We start from the raw sequence: 18,350 nt of genomic DNA, 5'->3' as shown, positions 1-18,350 counted from the left end.
TTTCATGTGGGTTTAAAAAGTCTGGGCAGGAAATGTATGTCATATTTGATTTATCATTTTATTTGCAAAGACAAGAAAAAACTCCTATCATTTTGGTAGGAGATTTTTTTTTGACTAGTAGGAGTGACAAACATGCAATTGGAAGAAGTCGTCATTGTCGGTGGGGGTCCCTGTGGACTGGCAGCAGCAATCGCACTGCAGAATATTGGAATCAATCCATTAGTGATTGAAAAGGGGAATATTGTAAATGCAATATACCATTATCCAACACATCAAACATTTTTTAGTTCAAGTGAGAAATTAGAAATAGGGGATGTACCATTTATTATTGAAGGTCGGAAGCCCAAAAGAAATCAGGCCTTGGCCTATTATCGTGAAGTAGCAAAACGAAAGAAAATTAGAGTCAATGCGTTTGAAAAAGTGGCAGAAGTCTTGAAGCAAGAAAATGGAGAGTTCCTGATCACTACTTCAAAGGGTAAATATCAATCAAAATACGTCATTATTGCGACTGGATATTATGACAATCCAAACTATATGAATGTTCCTGGTGAGGATCTACCTAAAGTGTTTCATTATTTTAAAGAGCCACACCCATATTTTGATAAGGATGTCGTCGTTATCGGAGGAAAGAACTCGAGCGTGGACGCAGCATTAGAACTAGCAAATGCAGATGCAAGAGTAACAGTCTTATATCGTGGTTCCGAGTATTCGCCTAGCATTAAACCCTGGATTTTGCCAGAATTTGAAGCATTAGTACGAAATGGGATTATTACTATGGAGTTTAATGCAAATGTCCTTGAAATTACCCCTGATGCTGTTAGTTATCAGGTTGGGAATGAGAAAAAACAAGTGAAGAATGAATATGTATTTGCAATGACTGGTTACCATCCGGATCACAGTTTTCTGCAAAAAATGAATGTTGAAATCGATAAAGAAACAGGTAGACCGTTATTTAACCCTGATTCAATGGAAACAAATGTGGAGGGTATTTTTATTTCCGGTGTAATTGCTGCGGGTAATAATGCCAATGAGATATTCATTGAAAATGGGCGTTTCCATGGAGACTTAATTGCAAAAACAATAATGGAAAGAAAATAGGGCGACCATACTGGCGCCCTTTTCTTATTTGTAAAACATTTCTTGTAGTTCATCATGGTCATTTGTGATTTCTAAAGTGACTAGTAGCTTAAGTCTTGCCTTTTGACCATTTAAACCATTTGAAAAAATCACACCAAAATCTTTTAATTGGCGTCCGCCACCTTCATAATTGTACACTTCCTGTACATATCCATTAAAACAGCGGGAAACTAAGACAACAGGTATTCCACTATCCATAAGCTTCTTTAACTCTGGTACCATTCTTGGGGGGAGATTACCTTGTCCAAGGGCTTCGATAACTAAGCCATCAGGATGTAATGAGCGAATCGCTTGAATAATTGACCCATCCATACCCGCGTATGCTTTTAGTACGACAACATTTTTTGTGATCTTTTCTATTTCATATGTTTCTCGAACAGTTGGTACATGGTGAAAGGTAATCTCTCGCTTACTTACAATTCCTAGTGGACCATACTGTGGGCTTTGGAATGTAGCAATATTACTTGTGTGAGTTTTTGTTACGTTCTTTGCTGAATGTATTTCATCGTTTAGGACAACTAAAACACCTTTCCCAATTGCGCTATCGGAAGCCGCTACCCGTACAGCTGAGATCAAATTATAAGGACCATCTGCCCCAATCTCATTGCTTGATCTCATCGCTCCAGTAACAACAATTGGTATATCAGATTGAACGGTTAAATCAAGGAAATAAGCCGTTTCCTCAAGTGTGTCAGTCCCGTGAGTAATAACAACACCCTCGATATTCTCTTCCTTGATACTTTTTTCAATTTTTTCCTTTAGTAACAACATAATCTTTTCAGTAATATGTGGAGAAGGCAACTGGAATAGATCCTCGACCTGAACATCAGCAATGGATGATAAAGCATCAGTGTGCAGAAGCAATGGATTTTGTTGGTTTTGCTGTACCGCCCCGGTGTCTTTATCCTCCATCATTGCAATTGTTCCACCAGTGTGAATAATGAGTATTTTTTTCAATGTAACTCCCTCAATTCTATATAGAAAAATTATCCATAAACAGGATAGTTCATATTTTCATTTACCAACTTACATGTTACGATAAAAGTATCTGTTACTCAAACATTAATTGATTATTAGGGAGAAGAGGAATTATATGGTGGCGGTCATAACCGCAGGACTTGCACCTGGACTTGCGTTATTAAGTTATTTTTATTTAAAAGATAAATATGAAGCAGAACCCATTTTAATGGTTTTTCGAATATTCATTTTTGGTGCATTATTGGTATTTCCAATCATGTTTATTCAATATGTCTTAGGGGTTGAAGAGGTATTTAAGCACAGCTTTTCACAGGCTTTCTTAAGGGTAGCTTTATTAGAAGAGTTTTTTAAATGGTTTATCCTTTTTTATACCGTTTATCAGCATATTGAATTTGATGAACAATATGACGGAATAGTCTATGGTGCGGCGCTGTCGTTAGGATTTGCAACTTTAGAAAATATTCTTTATCTATTGGCGAATGGGGTTCATTTGGCTGTAGGTCGAGCCCTTTTACCAGTATCAAGTCACGCTCTTTTCGGTGTGATTATGGGGTTTTATCTTGGAAAAGCTAAATTTTCTCCTAATGAAAAGCGAAAATGGATTTTGATATCCTTCTTATTTCCATTCCTGTTACATGGGATGTACGATTACATACTTTTATCTTTAAAGAAATGGATTTATATGATGATCCCATTTATGTTGTTTTTATGGTGGTTTGGATTACGAAAAGTAAAAATAGCAAAACCAAATGTATAGATAACCTGTCGCTTAGGCAGGTTATTTTTTATGTTCATTTTTAATCAAATATAAAATCTGAATAAAATACCAATCTCTACAGAAAATACTTGTAAGTATATATAGAAAATGGTTAGGGAGGTAATTGATCATGAGCTTCAAAAAATATTTGATGTTCCCCATCGTCCTTATCATGTTTGTCAGTGTGTTCATCGGCGGAACTAATTATAATGTTCATGCTTTTTCTGAACAGATTATTCAACGTGGTGCAACAGGTGACGATGTAATTGAATTGCAATCAAGACTTCAGTATAACGGTTATTACCACGGAACGATTGATGGAGTGTATGGATGGAGTACGTATTGGGCTGTTCGTAACTTCCAAAAGGCTTTCGGGCTAGAAGAAGTGGATGGGCTTGTTGGTGACAAAACGAAAGCCATGATAAACCGCTTTACAAAATATAATAAGCAATTTGTATATGATAATTTGCGTAAAGGGAATCGTTTTACCCACTATGGAGGCGTTCCGTGGAGCATCCAGTCCGCTCCATCTGAAGCGAACATCCAAAAAGCAAAAACAGCGGCAGAAACAAGGCGAACTGATATAGAAAAGCAATTTACAGCGGAGCAAAAGCAACCACAGGCAGGCCAGGGACAAGCACAACAACCGAAGGCTAAAGCGCCAGCACAACAGCAACCGCAAGCGAAGCAACCAGCGCAACAGCAACAGCAGCCTCAAGCTCAGCCAAAACAACCACAAGGGCAGCAGGGCCAAGCTGGTCAGGCTCAACAGCCTCAAGCTCAACCGAAACAACCAGCTAAACAACAAGCAAAGGTTGAACAGAAGGAAGAGGCACAATCACAAGGACCAACAGCAGTGAATATGCCGGGTGGATTTTCACAAAATGATATTCAGCTCCTTGCAAATGCAGTTTATGGAGAAGCTCGTGGAGAGCCATATGTTGGACAAGTAGCAATTGCAGCAGTGATTTTAAATCGTTTGGATAGCCCGACTTTCCCGGATACAGTATCTGGTGTTATTTTTGAACCACTTGCGTTTACGGCAGTGGCGGATGGACAAATTTGGTTGACGCCGAATGAGCAGGCAAAAAAAGCAGTAATTGATGCGATAAATGGTTGGGATCCGACAGGAGGTGCGACCTATTACTTTAATCCAGATACAGCAACAAGTAAGTGGATTTGGGGTAGACCGCAAATTAAGAGAATCGGAAAGCACATATTCTGTAATTAGAATGGAAGGTGAGACAATTTGCTAAGAGGAATATTAATTACAGTACTTACAATAGGGATTATTGGAACAGGCTATTGGGGCTATAAAGAGCACCAAGAGAAAAATGCCATTCTAATACAAGCAGAAAATAACTACCAACGAGCGTTTCATAATTTAACCTATCATATTGACCTTTTACACGACAAAATTGGAACAACACTTGCAATGAATTCACAAAGTTCACTTTCTCCAACACTTGCAGACGTGTGGAGACTTACGTCCGAGGCACATTCAGATGTAGGACAATTACCATTGTCTCTTATGCCTTTTAATAAAACGGAAGAGTTTCTAAGTAATATCGGGGATTTTAGTTATCGTACAGCGGTACGTGACCTATCAAAAGAGCCATTGTCTGATAAAGAATACGCTACGCTTCAACAGCTCTATAAAAATTCAGAGGATATCCAAAAGGAGCTTCGGACTGTCCAACATCTAGTTATGGAGAATAACCTTCGCTGGATGGATGTTGAATTAGCGCTAGCTTCAGGTGAAAAACAGGCTGATAACACCATTATAGATGGTCTTAAAACCGTCGAAAAAAATGTGGCTGCTTACTCTGAGAGTGAGTTTGGTGTCACGCTAACAACCACGAAAAAAGATGGTGAGAAATTTCCTGATTTAGAAGGACCGGAAATAAATGAAGAACAAGCAAAAGAAGTCGCAAAAAAGTTCCTAGGGTTAAAAGGGAACATTGAAATGTTAGTTACTGAAAATGGTGAGGGGTCGCAAAATGGATTTTATAGTCTAGAAATAAATGATCCAAAATCAAAAGTAAATACGTTCATGGATATTACGAAAAAGGGTGGAGTTCCGATTTGGATCATTCGTAACCGTGAAGTTGCAAAAAGTGCAATCAGTCTTAATGATGCATATAACAGAGCTCAGAAATTTTTAAAAGAGAATAAATTTGAAAACTTAGAGCTATTTGAAAGTGCTCAATATGATAACATCGGAGTATTTAATTTCGTTTCATCTGTTAATGGAGTCAGAGTGTATTCAGATTCCATTAAAATGAAAGTTGCACTTGATGATGGAAACATTATCGGATTTACGGCAAGAGATTATTTAATGGCCGGCAAGATAAAAACAGCAGGTAAACCAAAAATTTCAATAGAAGAAGCGAAGAAACATATTAACCCGAATCTTGAAATAATGGAAGATCGTCTAGCTATCATTACAAATGATCTAGACCAAGACGTCCTTTGCTATGAGTTCTTAGGAACCATTAATAATGATACGTACCGAATCTTTATCAATGCTGAAAATGGATTTGAAGAAAAGGTTGAAAAGCTTAAAAATGCTGAGCCAGTCTATAAAGGGTTAAACAAATCATAGGCGTACAAAAAGGAAAGCAAATTTGCTTTCCTTTTTTTATTTATTCGTGGTTTAATTAGTATACAGAATGTTTTAGAAAGAGTGAACGTCCGTGTTGAAAATTGGGGATATGATAAACCTTGAACCAACCACTAATCCAAATGGTGAGAAATATAGGTGCAGGGTTGTTGAAAGAAATGAACACAAGCTCTATATTGACTATCCTGTTAATACGAAAACAGGGAAAACAGTTTATTTATTAAATGGAACAATGTTAAAGGCTTTTGTAGCGGGAGATAGTACTTCGGCTTATTTTTTTGATACTTCAGTACTAGGCAGAGTTAAACAAAATATCCCTATGATTGTTCTTTCCTTTCCAGGTGACGATCAGATGTTTAAGATTCAACGACGAGAATATGTACGTATAGAAACACCAGTAGATGTTGCTATCCACAGCATGAACGGGGAGTTTCAGCCATTTGTTACAATTACTCATGATATTAGTGCTGGTGGTGCCTCAATCATTCTACCTTCTTCGAAAAGCCTTAATCCTGGAGCAGATATAAACACATATTTTGTCTTCCCAACCCTTCCTGACGAATATCAATACGTATCCTTTAAAAGTAAAGTAATCCGTATTGTTGAAGGGAAAAACGGAGAAAGAAAAAAAGCGTCAATTAAATTTGTGGACGTTACAGAGTCTGCTCGGCAACAGTTAATTAAGTTTTGTTTTCAAAGACAATTATTGTTAAAGAAAAAAGGCATACATTCTAGCGAATTGAAAGAATAGCATGCTTTCCAGAATAAAAAAAGAGATACATTAGCATACTAGTAGTAAAAACTTGGTTTAGGGCTGGTATGGAATGAAAAATTTTGAACGTATTTTAATCAAGCTTGCTATTATTCAATTTATCTTTCTACTTGTTGCACAGGCTATTATTTTATATAGCCCGTTGACTCCGTACATCACGAGAATGATTGAATATGAAGGTGTCGATAAATCAGACACGACTAAAACCATTGAAACATTATTAGATAACAATTAAAATATAAATGCAGGGATTCCCTGCATTTTTTCGTAAGAAGGAATACTGTTCTAATGAATAAATATAATAAGCTTTAGAGAACAAGCTTATTTGTTTATCAAGGTAAAAGGACCTTTTTAGAGCGTTACTAACAGGAGGCTTACTTAGTTTATGGACAAGAAGATTTCAATCGCAATAGACGGACCAGCAGCTGCTGGAAAAAGTACTGTTGCAAAAATTATTGCAAAAGAATTATCTTACATATATGTTGATACAGGTGCAATGTACCGTGCATTAACCTACAAAGCATTGCAATTATCCTTAGATCTAGAAAGTGAAGAACAAATTCTTGATGCTCTTCAAAATGCAAATATAGAATTAAGACCTAGCGAAATTGGTCAGCTTGTTTTTATTGATAATAATGATGTAACCGAAAAAATTCGACAGCATGATGTAACAAATTCAGTTTCTATTGTTTCTAAGCATCGTAAAGTTCGGGAAGATATGGTAAGACGCCAACAAAGCTTAGCTAAGTCCGGTGGAGTTGTGATGGATGGAAGGGATATCGGGACTCATGTGCTGCCAGATGCAGAAGTGAAAATATTCCTTCTCGCTTCTGTTGATGAAAGGGCAGAACGTCGCCACCAAGAAAATCTATCGAAAGGATATCAGTCGGATTTAGAGCAACTAAAGTTGGAAATTGCACAAAGAGACAAACTAGATTCAGAACGAGAGGTTGCTCCATTACGAAAAGCAGAAGATGCGATTGAAATTGATACAACATCATTAGGCATCGAAGAGGTTGTTGCAAAGATTATGGATGTTGTAAAGGAAAGGATTTGAATGGAATGAATCTCTACCCCTTTGCAAGAGGATTAGTTGCAGCAATCATCAAGCCTCTTTACCGTATTGAAGTAATAGGTAAGGAGAATATACCTAAGGAAGGTGGGGTCTTGATTTGTTCGAATCATATCGACAATTTAGACCCACCTGTAGTTGGAGTAACTTCTCCAAGACATATTCACTTTATGGCAAAAGAGGAATTGTTTAACGTACCAGTATTAGGTGCGATTTTACCAAAAATAAATGCATTCCCAGTAAAGCGTGGGATGAGTGATCGTGAAGCACTAAGAACAGCATTAAAGGTGCTAAAAGAAGGGAATGTTTTAGGCATTTTCCCTGAAGGAACAAGGAGTAAGGATGGAAAGCTGGGAAAAGGTTTAGCGGGAGTTGGCTTTTTTGCACTACGAACTGATTGTGTTGTTATCCCGTGCGCAATCTTAGGGCCTTATAAACTGTTTGGTAAATTAAGAGTGGTATACGGTGAGCCAGTTCAGATGGAAAAGTTCAGAACTGAAAAAGCATCACCTGAAGATGTAACCAATAAAATTATGGATTCTATAAGAGAAATACAGGAAAAATATCAATAGATTAAGAGTTTATACTTGACAAATATCTCTATTTATTAGAAGTTAATTAAAAGAATATTTTTAACTTTATTAAGTAGAGGTATACCTCTACTTAATAAAGTTAGCCTCCGGCGGATGCCACGATTTTTCAAAGGAAATTTTTCGATTTGTAAGATCAAAGACTAAGTACGCCACATCCTGTGGCAACGTCTTTATGACCCACTTCCTGTGGGCCTAAAAATCGGGCGCAAATACGCCAAGGCGCATTTGATAATATTATTTATACATACATTGTTTTTCGTGTTGGACTTTGAAGGAGGTAATTGGAATGGCAGAGGATATGAACCAAGTTGAGTACAAAGAGTTACAAGTTGGTGATGTAATCACTGGCAAGATTACAAAGGTTGAGGAGAAGCAAGTTTTTGTATCAGTTGAGAACAGTAAGTTAGATGGCATTATCCCAATTAGTGAGCTATCCAGCCTACATGTTGAAAAAGCTAGTGATGTTGTATCAGAAGGAGAAGAATTAGAGCTTTCTGTAACAAAAGTAGAGGAAGAAGCTTTAATTTTATCCAAAAAAGCTGTACTTGCTTCTAAAGCGTGGGATGATTTAGAGCAAAAATATAATTCAGGTGAAGTATTCGAAGCGGTTGTAAAAGATGTTGTAAAAGGTGGACTTGTTGTTGACCTCGGTGTAAGAGGATTTATTCCAGCATCTTTAGTTGAAAATTATTATGTGGAGGATTTCTCTGATTACAAGGACAAATCATTAACTGTTAAAGTTGTTGAGCTTGACCGTGAGAAAAATAGAGTAATCTTATCACATCGTGCTGTAGTTGAAGAAGAGCAAAAAAATAAAAAACAACAGGTTTTAGATTCTTTACAAGTTGGAGCTGTTCTTGAAGGTACTGTTCAACGATTAACAGATTTTGGCGCATTTGTTGATATCGGCGGTATTGATGGACTTGTACACATTTCTCAGCTTTCGCATGAGCATGTCTCAAAGCCTTCCGATGTTGTATCAGAAGGTCAAGTGATTAAGGTTAAGGTATTATCTGTTGACCGTGATAATGAAAGAATTTCGTTATCAGTGAAGGAAACATTACCTGGACCTTGGGAAAGCATCACAGAAAAATTATCGATCGGCGATGTAGTTGAAGGTACAGTAAGAAGACTTGTTTCCTTTGGTGCTTTTGTTGAAGTGTTACCTGGAGTTGAAGGGCTGGTTCATATTTCACAAATTTCTTCTAAGCACATCGGCACTCCTCACGAGGTATTAAAAGAAGGCCAAGAAGTAAAAGTGAAGATCCTTGAACTAAATCAATCTGAAAAACGTATTTCATTAAGCATGAAAGAACTAGAAGAAAACGTTGAAGAAGACTACAGCAAATACCAACAACAAGAAGAATCAACTGGTTTTCAGCTTGGAGAAGTAATTGGTGACCAATTAAATAAATTAAAGTAAGCATTCATCGAAAAAAAGCTCTCACCCATATGGGTGAGGGCTTTTTATTTTGGATTCATACGGTTCATTTCCCTAGCTTCATCAGGAGTATCTAATCTCGTTGCGCCGGGATAGTCAAGAGATTGATCACGGTCAGACTCCGTTAATCGCGCCTCTTTATGCTTTTTTTCCTGTCTATCTTTACCCACTTCATTTCCACCTCTTTCTTCCTACATAACAATCCTTTTTTTAGGGGATTGTATATAGGGGTAATGAGTATTTCTGAATTCATTTTATTGTTTCATAAAAGGAATTTTGGTATTCAAATAAGGTTAAAATTCATAATTTCTAGCCATAATGGGAATAATGGGAGGTGGAGATATGGAAGGTGTCTTATTTTATTGGATTTCTTGGATGGCTTGGGTGTGTAGTACTTTTTTGATGAAGAAAAACAAAGAAAGGCTTTTCCTATCAATTTTGTTTCTAGTAACTATCATATTATCACCGTACTACGTTGGAGTGGGTGATATAAAAATAAATTACAGTATCTTTCCAATCTTGTTTTTTTGCATAAAAGAAATTTCGAAACGACCAAAAAAACAAGTGTTTTATATGCTAATTTGTATTCTTACCATTTCATTAGCGTATTGTAGTTTCTTAATGTTCGAATTATATGACCCGGTCTGGCTTTTTTTTAATCGTAATTTGATGCTTGGTGCCGCATTAATTTACGTAACCTTAATGTTATTAAAGGATTTCCGTTTACGATTGGTTGGGCTTTTAGTGGGTGCTATACAAGGGGATATTCTTTATGGAATTATTATAAATAAGGTCAACTTTTCTTATGAAATTGGTTCATTTGTCTTTTTAGATGTTATTGCAATTAGTTTTTGTTTTATTTTTGTTTGGTCATCATTAGAGATTCTACTACATCATGTGGATGTTCTGGTCCAAAAAAACACAAAGGAGAAACACGGCTAGCATGAATGAATATACATACCCAATTTTATTTGGGGTCATATTTGGAGTTTCGGTACGCCTTTACATGCTGCGTACAGATTATCGTCAGTATCCAACATATCTACATGGTAAGATCATTCATATTGCGTTAGGATTTATTGCTGCAGGCTTGGGAACTGTGGCTGTACCTTCAATCATGGAAGAAGATTTTACGGCAATCACCTTCTTAACAATTGCGGCTTCGCAATTTCGCGATGTGCGAAATATGGAGCGAAACACACTTACTGAACTTGATTCATACGAACTTGTTCCAAGAGGAAAGACATATATTGAAGGAATTGCGGTTGCCTTCGAAAGTCGAAATTACTTAGTTATTTTTACTTCCTTATTATCTACCTTTGCCTATTTAGCAATCAATATGTGGGTTGGAATACTTGTGGGTATCATTTGTCTGTTAATCTGCAAAAAGCTAATGGCTGGCAGTAGACTAAAGGATATTGTAGATATCGAGTTTGTTAAGCCACATTTTAAGGATGCAGGATTATATGTTGATAATATCTATATTATGAATATCGGACTTCCTGCTAGACAGGAAGAAATATTAGAATATGGGATGGGGTTTATTTTAAAGCCTAAAACGTTTAATGCCAGAGCTACCATTGCAAACTTAGGTCAAAGACAAGCCATTCTACACGATGTATCTACTGCTTTGGGGATCTTCAGAGATTCAGGGACCCCTGCTCTTACGCCGTTGGCAAAACGAGATTTGAATGATGGACGAGTCGGAATTTTTGTTTTGCCACAGGAAAAAGATGTTGAGAAAGCAATTGAAATAATTGGTCGTGTACCAACTTTAGAAAATGCAATCCGAATGCCAACAGAGAGGAACGCAAACGAAAAGGGGCGTCCACTTAAATGAATATCGAAAAATTTATTTTAGCAGCGATTAAGATGGATACATCAAAGGTTAATGTTTCTGGGGGAACACCCGTGTTTTCATGTCCTACAAAAGAGGAAATGGAGACAGTAGCTGCAAATTTGGAGGCAATCTTAGATGGAATTGCTCATGAAATCAGTGAGAATTTGTACATAATCGTAAAACACTAAACAATTGATTGTTGTTACCATTTATTTTTGATAGAATGTAAAAGCATGACCCTTCTAACGTAGAAGGGTTTATTTTATACATAACGTTGATTTTAATCATATTTTATGTGATATATGTAGTATTAGATAGTTTAGAAAGGAAGAACGCATGTGGCAAAACCAGTAGTGGCTATTGTTGGTCGTCCGAACGTTGGAAAGTCAACAATTTTTAATCGTATAGTAGGAGAAAGAGTATCAATTGTAGAAGATGTACCTGGAGTGACAAGGGATCGAATCTATAGTTCAGGTGAATGGTTGAATCAAGAATTTAGCATTATTGATACAGGTGGTATTGATATCGGTGATGAACCTTTTCTTGCCCAAATTAGACATCAAGCTGAAATCGCAATCGATGAAGCAGATGTAATTATTTTTATGACAAGTGGTCGCGAAGGCGTGACAAGTGCGGACGAAGAGGTTGCTAAAATATTATATCGCTCCGAAACGCCAGTTGTTTTAGCTGTTAATAAAGTGGACAACCCCGAAATGAGAACAGATATTTATGACTTTTATGCATTGGGATTTGGTGAACCTGTGCCAATCTCAGGCTCCCACGGAATTGGCCTTGGAGATTTGCTAGATGAAGTTATAGGACATTTTCCAAAGGGTGGAGATGAAGAATATGATGAAGACGTCATTAAGTTCTCTCTAATTGGTCGTCCTAATGTAGGAAAGTCATCTCTTGTAAATTCTTTGTTAGGTGAAGAAAGAGTAATCGTAAGTGACATAGCGGGGACCACAAGGGACGCTATTGATACAAAATACACAGTTGATGGTAAGGAATATGTCATCATCGATACAGCTGGTATGAGGAAAAAAGGAAAGGTCTATGAAAGCACTGAGAAATACAGTGTATTAAGAGCGCTGAAAGCGATTGAACGCTCTGACGTCGTCCTTGTCGTCTTAAATGCTGAGGAAGGTATTATTGAACAAGATAAAAAAATAGCCGGCTATGCTCATGAAGCGGGTAGAGCAGTGGTGATTGTTGTTAATAAATGGGATGCCATAGAAAAAGATGATAAAACCATGAAGGAATTTGAACAAAAAGTACGTGATCATTTCCTATTTCTTGATTACGCACCGATTGTATTTTTGTCTGCAAAAACAAAAAGACGGGTCCATACGTTGCTACCGATGATTGATATGGCCAGTGAAAACCATACAATGCGTGTTCAAACGAATGTGTTAAATGATGTCATCATGGATGCTGTTGCAATGAACCCGACACCAACAGACAAGGGAAAACGATTAAAAATTTTCTATGTATCACAGGTTGCTGTTAAGCCACCGACTTTTGTTGTATTTGTCAATGAACCTGAATTGATGCATTTTTCTTATGAACGTTTCTTACAGAATCGAATTAGAGATGCTTTTGGCTTTGAGGGTACGCCAATTAAGATAATCGCGAGAGCTCGAAAATAGAAAGGGGAGGAAGTAATGGAGAAGATAACGGTTGTTGGAGCTGGTAGTTGGGGTACTGCACTGGCGCTCGTTCTTGCGGACAATGATCATGAGGTGAGGCTTTGGTCACATCGTAAGGAACAGGTGGATGAGATCAATTCGAAACACACTAATTCAAAATACGTGCCTTCAATTGAGCTTCCAGAAACCATTATTGGGTATTCGGATTTAGACAAATCCCTAGAGGACGTCAAAACAATTGTACTTGCTGTTCCGACGAAAGCAATTCGTGAAGTCCTTCAGAAAATAACTCAGGTCGTTTCAATTCCTTTAACGATTATTCATGTTAGTAAAGGGATTGAACCGGATACATTAAAGCGGATATCTGAAATGATTGAGGACGAAATGCCGTCAAACTTACTCAAAGATGTTGTTGTTCTTTCTGGGCCTAGTCATGCAGAGGAAGTGGTACTTCGCCATCCAACAACTGTTACAGTGTCATCAAAAAATATGGAAAGTGCTGAATATGTGCAAGACTTATTTATTAATCAGCATTTCCGTGTCTACACAAATCCTGATATTGTGGGTGTAGAAATTGGTGGGGCGTTAAAAAATATTATTGCTTTAGCTGCCGGCATTACGGACGGACTTGGGTATGGTGATAATGCTAAAGCTGCGTTAATCACACGCGGTTTAGCCGAAATTTCACGTTTGGGAAGCAAAATGGGGGCAAATCCCCTAACTTTCGCTGGATTAACTGGGATTGGTGATTTGATCGTAACTTGTACAAGTGTCCACTCACGGAACTGGCGTGCAGGAAATCTGCTTGGCAAAGGTCAAAGTCTGCAGGAAGTTTTAGATAATATGGGTATGGTTGTCGAGGGTGTTAGGACAACAAAAGCAGCCTATCAGTTAGCCAAAAAAATGGATGTTTCCATGCCGATAACGTTTGCCCTATATGATGTTCTATTCAACGGTCAGTCACCTAAAGAAGCTGTAGATAAACTCATGTCCAGAGGAAGGACAAACGAGATGGCTGATCTTTTCAACTATTTAGAAGAAAAAGGGTCAATGTAGCAAGATTTAGCACACCTACCGCTTTTAGCGTGCATATGATGGCAAGGAGAATACCATATTAGCGGGATTTCTAATAATTTCGCATAGCAAGGATTTTCTACCGAGTAAAACGTTTGCACTTTTCTTGCTAAAAATAGGCATTAGACGATACATTTCATGCCTTTTTCGCATAAAATGCAACGTAGTATACTGTGTGGGTTGAGCGATTGGATAAAGGGAATATTTAGTTGTTCAAGTTTTGCTGAGGTAAAGGCGCCCCTCTTTACTTCAGTTTTTTTGTTTTATTTAGGAATAAAAAAGTTTTCATGTTCACAGTTAACAACATTGCCTTAGTTTATAGATGCGTATTATGATATAATATTTGACGGAATGTTAGAGTTGGACAAGGGAGTGAAAAAGGTGACACCAGGATTACTAAAAATGTGGATATCATTTGCAGGCATTGCATTTATGTTTATCGCTGTTATATCCATTTATCTTAGTCGTTTTAAACTGAAGGGCTTCTTAAAAGGATTAGTAGCCACGATTGCATATATTTTTATGATTCTAGCAGGAATTATTATCTTCTTCGTCGTGTTCAGCGGACCTGTTAGTGAATAAAGATACAAACATAAGGATGGTATTATTATGAGAGTTACGTTACAACTGATGGTAATTGTTTTTTCTTTATCATTACTTACAGGATGCTTGTATCCAAAAGAAAAGCTTACTCAAAACCAAATTCCATATGAAGATCAAATCGCAGATGTTCAGAGGGCGGTTGACCAATTTAAAGAGGATAGTGGTGGGCTCTTACCGATCAAAACAAGAGACATGGAGACCCCTCTATATCAAAAATATCCGATTGATTTTACCCGAATTTCACCCAAGTACATAGCCGAACCTCCTGGAAATGCATATGAAACTGGTGGAGTTTATTTATATGTTTTAGTAAATGTAGAGACAAACCCGACTGTTAAACTTTTAGATGTTCGAATTTCAGAGGAAATTAGTGAATTAAATTTACGAGTAGAAATGTATCGGTCTTCAAATGGATATGCGCCATTTAAAGACCAACTTCAAACAAATGTGTTTACTTTGGATTATAGCAAGCTAGGTTTGAAAGAAGAACCTTTTGTGGTTAGTCCTTTTACAGGGAAAAATTTACCACTCTTGATAACGAACACAAATGAGATATTTGTAGACTATCGTATGGATTTATATGAGTATTTAACAAAGTATGAGCATACCTATCAAACAGGTGATGATATTCGGGATATTTTAGTTGAACATTCAATGTTTGTTCCAATAAATTCCCAGCCCACTACGATTGATGATAAAAATGAACCAATATTTTTAAATAAATAAGTCATGAACCCTTTTTTTAGACATAAACTCTAAGAGAAGGGTTTTTAATTTGTAAATTATGTTCAAAAAGTGTAAGAAATATAGCTTGCTAGGGAGTTTTCAATCTTCTTTTTGAACTCAACTTTGCTGCTACATATTATGGGGGGAATTTTTTTCTAGAAATAGTCATATTTAATTAGGACAACGTCATACAAATATAATGTCCTAGAATATGTAGTAAACGGATAAAATTATCCCAAGAACTGTAAAATCGGGAGGGATCACACTTGGAAAAGGTAGATATTTTTAAAGATATCGCTGAGCGCACCGGTGGCGATATATATTTAGGAGTCGTTGGTGCAGTTAGAACTGGCAAATCTACTTTCATAAAGAAGTTCATGGAATTAGTAGTCTTACCGAATATTGGTAGTGAAGCAGATAAGGCGCGCGCACAGGATGAGCTACCACAAAGTGCTGCAGGTAGAACAATTATGACAACAGAACCAAAGTTTGTTCCAAATCAAGCTGTTTCTGTACATGTTGAAGATGGGCTTGATGTTAACATTCGCCTTGTGGATTGTGTGGGATACACGGTTCCAGGTGCAAAGGGCTATGAGGATGAAAATGGGCCTCGTATGATAAACACTCCTTGGTATGAAGAGCCTATTCCGTTCCATGAAGCAGCTGAAATTGGCACAAGAAAAGTAATTCAGGAGCATTCAACAATTGGGGTTGTGGTAACAACAGACGGCTCAATTGGAGAGATTCCTAGAAGAGATTATATTGAAGCAGAAGAGCGTGTGATTGAGGAACTTAAAGAGGTAGGAAAACCATTTATTATGGTTATAAACACCGTTCATCCTCATCACCCAGAGACAGATGCGCTTCGTCAAGAGTTAAATGAAAAATACGATATTCCTGTATTAGCGATGAGCGTTGAAAGCATGCGTGAAGCAGATGTATTCAATGTTCTACGCGAAGCACTTTATGAGTTCCCAGTACTAGAGGTAAATGTAAATCTACCAAGCTGGGTAATGGTCTTAAGAGAAGATCATTGGTTAAGAGAAAGCTATCAGGATGCTGTGAAGGATACAGTCCAAGATATCAAGCGATTACGAGATGTTGATCGCGTTGTCGGGCAATTTAGTGAATATGACTTTATTGACCAAGCAAGCTTGGCTGGTATCGAAATGGGGCAGGGTGTAGCTGAAATTGACTTATATGCTCCAGATGATTTATATGATCAAATCCTTAAGGAAGTAGTGGGTGTTGAAATCCGCGGAAAAGATCATCTCTTACAGTTAATGCAAGACTTTGCGCATGCAAAAGCTGAGTATGATCAAGTGGCTGATGCACTAAAAATGGTAAAACAAACAGGTTATGGAATTGCAGCACCTGCGTTATCTGACATGAGTCTTGATGAGCCTGAAATTATTCGCCAAGGTTCAAGATTTGGAGTTCGCTTAAAGGCTGTTGCACCATCTATTCATATGATTAAGGTAGATGTAGAATCTGAATTTGCGCCGATTATTGGTACAGAAAAACAAAGTGAAGAATTGGTCCGATACTTGATGCAAGACTTTGAAGATGATCCACTTTCTATCTGGAATTCAGATATATTTGGCAGATCGTTAAGCTCTATCGTTCGTGAAGGTATCCAGGCGAAATTATCTTTAATGCCTGAAAATGCGCGCTACAAGCTTAAAGAAACGCTTGAAAGAATCATTAACGAAGGTTCGGGCGGATTAATTGCTATCATATTATAGGATAAGGGCTCCTCACAAGGGAGTCTTTTTTTTTATGCCATAATTGCACAAAAAGAGGCGGATTTGCTTACGAAACACTAATGTGATAAGCTTTTTACAAAAAAACATAGACGAATTGGTGAAATATACATAAAAAGGTAAAATTTCTGTTGAAATATATTGAATTATGTCTAATAATCGTTTATTATAAGGCATGTTAGTATTAGACTAACGTTGAAGACACTTGATGACACAAGACTCGCAGAGCAATGAATAATCACTCATATTGATTGAATAGCATATTTGGGAGGAGGTGAATGTCATGAACAAAACAGATTTAGTTAACGCGGTGGCTGAAAGTGCTGAACTATCTAAGAAGGATGCTACAAAAGCTGTTGATGCAGTTTTTGATTCAATTCTTGAAGCCCTTAAAGGTGGAGACAAAGTTCAGTTAATCGGATTTGGTAACTTTGAGGTGCGTGAGCGTGCTGCTCGTAAAGGTCGTAATCCTCAAACTGGTGAAGAAATCGAAATTGCTGCTAGCAAGGTTCCTGCATTTAAACCAGGAAAGGCGCTTAAGGATGCAGTAAAATAATTTTACATAGAAACTATGTGAAAGATAACAAAGAGGGTCGTTTTTAACGACTCTTTTTTGTTTTCTGTACATAATTATGCTAGAATCAATGGACTGGCAGTACGTAATAAGAAGAGGGGTTGGCTAAAATGACTTCCATAGATTATAAAAAAATAGAGCAGGCAGTAACCATGATTTTAGAAGCAATCGGCGAAGATCCACAGAGAGAAGGACTAGTCGATACGCCAAAAAGAGTCTCTAAAATGTATGCGGAAGTGTTCTCTGGTCTCCAAGATGACCCAAAAGAATATTTTCAAACGATTTTCGGTGAGGAACATGAAGAGTTAGTGCTTGTCAAAGACATCCCATTTTTCTCAATGTGCGAGCACCATCTTGTCCCATTTTATGGTCACGCACACGTTGCTTATATTCCTAAAGGCGGTAAGGTAACTGGCTTAAGCAAGCTTGCACGCGCCGTAGAAGCTGTCGCTAAAAGACCTCAATTGCAAGAAAGAATAACCTCAACAATTGCTGATTCCATCGTTGAAACCCTACAACCTCATGGGGTAATGGTAGTAATCGAAGCAGAACATATGTGTATGACGATGCGGGGAGTGAAAAAACCAGGAGCAAAAACAGTTACTTCTGCTGTTCGTGGAATATTACAAAAAGACCCAGCTGCTCGCAGTGAGGTATTATCTTTAATTAAGAATTGACATACGTAATGAAGTACGAGATAGTAAAAAAGATGTGAGTTTCACTCATTTTCCATTAAGTGTTGAATGAG

Annotated in this window: 21 protein-coding genes; 19 read left to right on the top strand and 2 right to left on the bottom strand. The window is 37.4% G+C overall.

The window, feature by feature from the left end:
- Nucleotides 1-132 precede the first annotated feature (132 nt).
- The gene (locus CKJ95_RS01860) at nucleotides 133-1,098 is read left to right on the top strand and encodes a YpdA family putative bacillithiol disulfide reductase (protein WP_099351718.1); all 966 of its coding nucleotides are present in this window, start codon (nucleotides 133-135) and stop codon (nucleotides 1,096-1,098) included.
- A 24-nt stretch (nucleotides 1,099-1,122) separates the two neighbouring features.
- Here CKJ95_RS01860 and CKJ95_RS01855 read toward each other — a convergent pair whose 3' ends face one another.
- Entirely contained in the window at nucleotides 1,123-2,094 is a 972-nt protein-coding gene (locus CKJ95_RS01855; RefSeq protein WP_099351717.1) for an asparaginase, read from the bottom strand.
- A 136-nt stretch (nucleotides 2,095-2,230) separates the two neighbouring features.
- On the opposite strand from CKJ95_RS01855, the gene prsW reads away from it, so the two are divergent.
- The 8 genes from prsW to rpsA all read left to right on the top strand — a co-directional run bounded on the left by prsW (nucleotide 2,231) and on the right by rpsA (nucleotide 9,355).
- On the top strand, nucleotides 2,231-2,872 hold the full coding sequence (gene prsW, locus CKJ95_RS01850) for a glutamic-type intramembrane protease PrsW (protein ID WP_099351716.1): 642 nt from the start codon (nucleotides 2,231-2,233) through the stop codon (nucleotides 2,870-2,872).
- Between the two features lie 172 nt (nucleotides 2,873-3,044).
- Nucleotides 3,045-4,103 carry a spore cortex-lytic enzyme gene (gene sleB / locus CKJ95_RS01845; RefSeq protein WP_257215702.1) on the top strand — a complete coding sequence of 353 codons (1,059 nt, stop codon included), beginning with the start codon at nucleotides 3,045-3,047 and terminating at the stop codon, nucleotides 4,101-4,103.
- An 18-nt stretch (nucleotides 4,104-4,121) separates the two neighbouring features.
- On the top strand, nucleotides 4,122-5,477 hold the full coding sequence (gene ypeB / locus CKJ95_RS01840; RefSeq protein WP_099351714.1) for a germination protein YpeB: 1,356 nt from the start codon (nucleotides 4,122-4,124) through the stop codon (nucleotides 5,475-5,477).
- Between the two features lie 91 nt (nucleotides 5,478-5,568).
- Entirely contained in the window at nucleotides 5,569-6,246 is a 678-nt protein-coding gene (locus CKJ95_RS01835; protein WP_099351713.1) for a flagellar brake protein, read from the top strand.
- A 73-nt stretch (nucleotides 6,247-6,319) separates the two neighbouring features.
- Nucleotides 6,320-6,502: a YpfB family protein gene (locus CKJ95_RS01830; RefSeq protein WP_099351712.1), complete on the top strand. Its 183-nt coding sequence runs from the start codon at nucleotides 6,320-6,322 to the stop codon at nucleotides 6,500-6,502.
- Nucleotides 6,503-6,652: 150 nt separating this feature from the next.
- Complete coding sequence (cmk, locus tag CKJ95_RS01825) at nucleotides 6,653-7,324, top strand: (d)CMP kinase (RefSeq protein WP_099351711.1); 672 nt, start codon at nucleotides 6,653-6,655, stop codon at nucleotides 7,322-7,324.
- A gap of 5 nt (nucleotides 7,325-7,329) precedes the next feature.
- Nucleotides 7,330-7,911: a lysophospholipid acyltransferase family protein gene (locus tag CKJ95_RS01820; RefSeq protein ID WP_099351875.1), complete on the top strand. Its 582-nt coding sequence runs from the start codon at nucleotides 7,330-7,332 to the stop codon at nucleotides 7,909-7,911.
- A gap of 307 nt (nucleotides 7,912-8,218) precedes the next feature.
- Nucleotides 8,219-9,355, top strand: coding sequence for a 30S ribosomal protein S1 (gene rpsA, locus CKJ95_RS01815; protein WP_099351710.1), 1,137 nt, complete (start codon nucleotides 8,219-8,221; stop codon nucleotides 9,353-9,355).
- A gap of 44 nt (nucleotides 9,356-9,399) precedes the next feature.
- Here rpsA and CKJ95_RS01810 read toward each other — a convergent pair whose 3' ends face one another.
- On the bottom strand, nucleotides 9,400-9,543 hold the full coding sequence (locus tag CKJ95_RS01810; protein WP_099351709.1) for a YpzI family protein: 144 nt from the start codon (nucleotides 9,541-9,543) through the stop codon (nucleotides 9,400-9,402).
- Between the two features lie 172 nt (nucleotides 9,544-9,715).
- Here CKJ95_RS01810 and CKJ95_RS01805 point away from each other — a divergent pair, with 172 nt between their 5' ends.
- The 10 genes from CKJ95_RS01805 to folE all read left to right on the top strand — a co-directional run bounded on the left by CKJ95_RS01805 (nucleotide 9,716) and on the right by folE (nucleotide 18,279).
- Nucleotides 9,716-10,315: a YphA family membrane protein gene (locus CKJ95_RS01805; protein ID WP_099351708.1), complete on the top strand. Its 600-nt coding sequence runs from the start codon at nucleotides 9,716-9,718 to the stop codon at nucleotides 10,313-10,315.
- Nucleotide 10,316: 1 nt separating this feature from the next.
- Entirely contained in the window at nucleotides 10,317-11,213 is an 897-nt protein-coding gene (locus CKJ95_RS01800) for a YIEGIA family protein (protein ID WP_099351707.1), read from the top strand.
- On the top strand, nucleotides 11,210-11,401 hold the full coding sequence (locus CKJ95_RS01795) for a capping complex subunit for YIEGIA (RefSeq protein ID WP_099351706.1): 192 nt from the start codon (nucleotides 11,210-11,212) through the stop codon (nucleotides 11,399-11,401). Before CKJ95_RS01800 ends, CKJ95_RS01795 begins: the two co-directional genes overlap by 4 nt.
- Nucleotides 11,402-11,551: 150 nt before the next feature.
- Nucleotides 11,552-12,862 (top strand): ribosome biogenesis GTPase Der, encoded by a 1,311-nt coding sequence (der, locus tag CKJ95_RS01790; RefSeq protein ID WP_099351705.1) that lies wholly within the window; start codon nucleotides 11,552-11,554, stop codon nucleotides 12,860-12,862.
- A 15-nt stretch (nucleotides 12,863-12,877) separates the two neighbouring features.
- The gene (locus CKJ95_RS01785) at nucleotides 12,878-13,918 is read left to right on the top strand and encodes an NAD(P)H-dependent glycerol-3-phosphate dehydrogenase (protein WP_099351704.1); all 1,041 of its coding nucleotides are present in this window, start codon (nucleotides 12,878-12,880) and stop codon (nucleotides 13,916-13,918) included.
- A 399-nt stretch (nucleotides 13,919-14,317) separates the two neighbouring features.
- A complete protein-coding gene (locus CKJ95_RS01780) occupies nucleotides 14,318-14,518 on the top strand; it encodes a DUF2768 domain-containing protein (RefSeq protein WP_099351703.1) in 201 nt (66 codons plus the stop codon).
- A 27-nt stretch (nucleotides 14,519-14,545) separates the two neighbouring features.
- Nucleotides 14,546-15,265, top strand: coding sequence for a hypothetical protein (locus tag CKJ95_RS01775; RefSeq protein WP_099351702.1), 720 nt, complete (start codon nucleotides 14,546-14,548; stop codon nucleotides 15,263-15,265).
- A gap of 266 nt (nucleotides 15,266-15,531) precedes the next feature.
- Nucleotides 15,532-17,010: a stage IV sporulation protein A gene (spoIVA, locus tag CKJ95_RS01770; protein ID WP_099351701.1), complete on the top strand. Its 1,479-nt coding sequence runs from the start codon at nucleotides 15,532-15,534 to the stop codon at nucleotides 17,008-17,010.
- A 301-nt stretch (nucleotides 17,011-17,311) separates the two neighbouring features.
- Nucleotides 17,312-17,584 (top strand): HU family DNA-binding protein, encoded by a 273-nt coding sequence (locus CKJ95_RS01765; RefSeq protein ID WP_077618610.1) that lies wholly within the window; start codon nucleotides 17,312-17,314, stop codon nucleotides 17,582-17,584.
- A 128-nt stretch (nucleotides 17,585-17,712) separates the two neighbouring features.
- Nucleotides 17,713-18,279, top strand: a complete 567-nt coding sequence (gene folE / locus CKJ95_RS01760; RefSeq protein ID WP_099351700.1) for a GTP cyclohydrolase I FolE — start codon at nucleotides 17,713-17,715, stop codon at nucleotides 18,277-18,279.
- Nucleotides 18,280-18,350: the final 71 nt, after the last annotated feature.

Origin of the sequence: Fredinandcohnia onubensis, from assembly GCF_002734285.1 — a bacterium.
Lineage (GTDB): Bacteria > Bacillota > Bacilli > Bacillales > Bacillaceae_L > Ferdinandcohnia > Ferdinandcohnia onubensis_A.
This window is presented reverse-complemented; position numbering and strand designations above follow the sequence as displayed.

Bases quoted from the DNA above. Each gene is read 5' to 3' on its own strand.
- sleB (WP_257215702.1), top strand. From the start codon at position 3,045: ATGTTTGTCAGTGTGTTCATCGGCGGAACTAATTATAATGTTCATGCT.
- rpsA (WP_099351710.1), top strand. From the start codon at position 8,219: ATGGCAGAGGATATGAACCAAGTTGAGTACAAAGAGTTACAAGTTGGT.
- folE (WP_099351700.1), top strand. From the start codon at position 17,713: ATGACTTCCATAGATTATAAAAAAATAGAGCAGGCAGTAACCATGATT.
- CKJ95_RS01820 (WP_099351875.1), top strand. From the start codon at position 7,330: ATGAATCTCTACCCCTTTGCAAGAGGATTAGTTGCAGCAATCATCAAG.
- cmk (WP_099351711.1), top strand. From the start codon at position 6,653: ATGGACAAGAAGATTTCAATCGCAATAGACGGACCAGCAGCTGCTGGA.
- CKJ95_RS01785 (WP_099351704.1), top strand. From the start codon at position 12,878: ATGGAGAAGATAACGGTTGTTGGAGCTGGTAGTTGGGGTACTGCACTG.
- CKJ95_RS01795 (WP_099351706.1), top strand. From the start codon at position 11,210: ATGAATATCGAAAAATTTATTTTAGCAGCGATTAAGATGGATACATCA.
- CKJ95_RS01775 (WP_099351702.1), top strand. From the start codon at position 14,546: ATGAGAGTTACGTTACAACTGATGGTAATTGTTTTTTCTTTATCATTA.
- prsW (WP_099351716.1), top strand. From the start codon at position 2,231: ATGGTGGCGGTCATAACCGCAGGACTTGCACCTGGACTTGCGTTATTA.
- CKJ95_RS01830 (WP_099351712.1), top strand. From the start codon at position 6,320: ATGAAAAATTTTGAACGTATTTTAATCAAGCTTGCTATTATTCAATTT.
- CKJ95_RS01765 (WP_077618610.1), top strand. From the start codon at position 17,312: ATGAACAAAACAGATTTAGTTAACGCGGTGGCTGAAAGTGCTGAACTA.
- CKJ95_RS01800 (WP_099351707.1), top strand. From the start codon at position 10,317: ATGAATGAATATACATACCCAATTTTATTTGGGGTCATATTTGGAGTT.
- CKJ95_RS01805 (WP_099351708.1), top strand. From the start codon at position 9,716: ATGGAAGGTGTCTTATTTTATTGGATTTCTTGGATGGCTTGGGTGTGT.
- CKJ95_RS01860 (WP_099351718.1), top strand. From the start codon at position 133: ATGCAATTGGAAGAAGTCGTCATTGTCGGTGGGGGTCCCTGTGGACTG.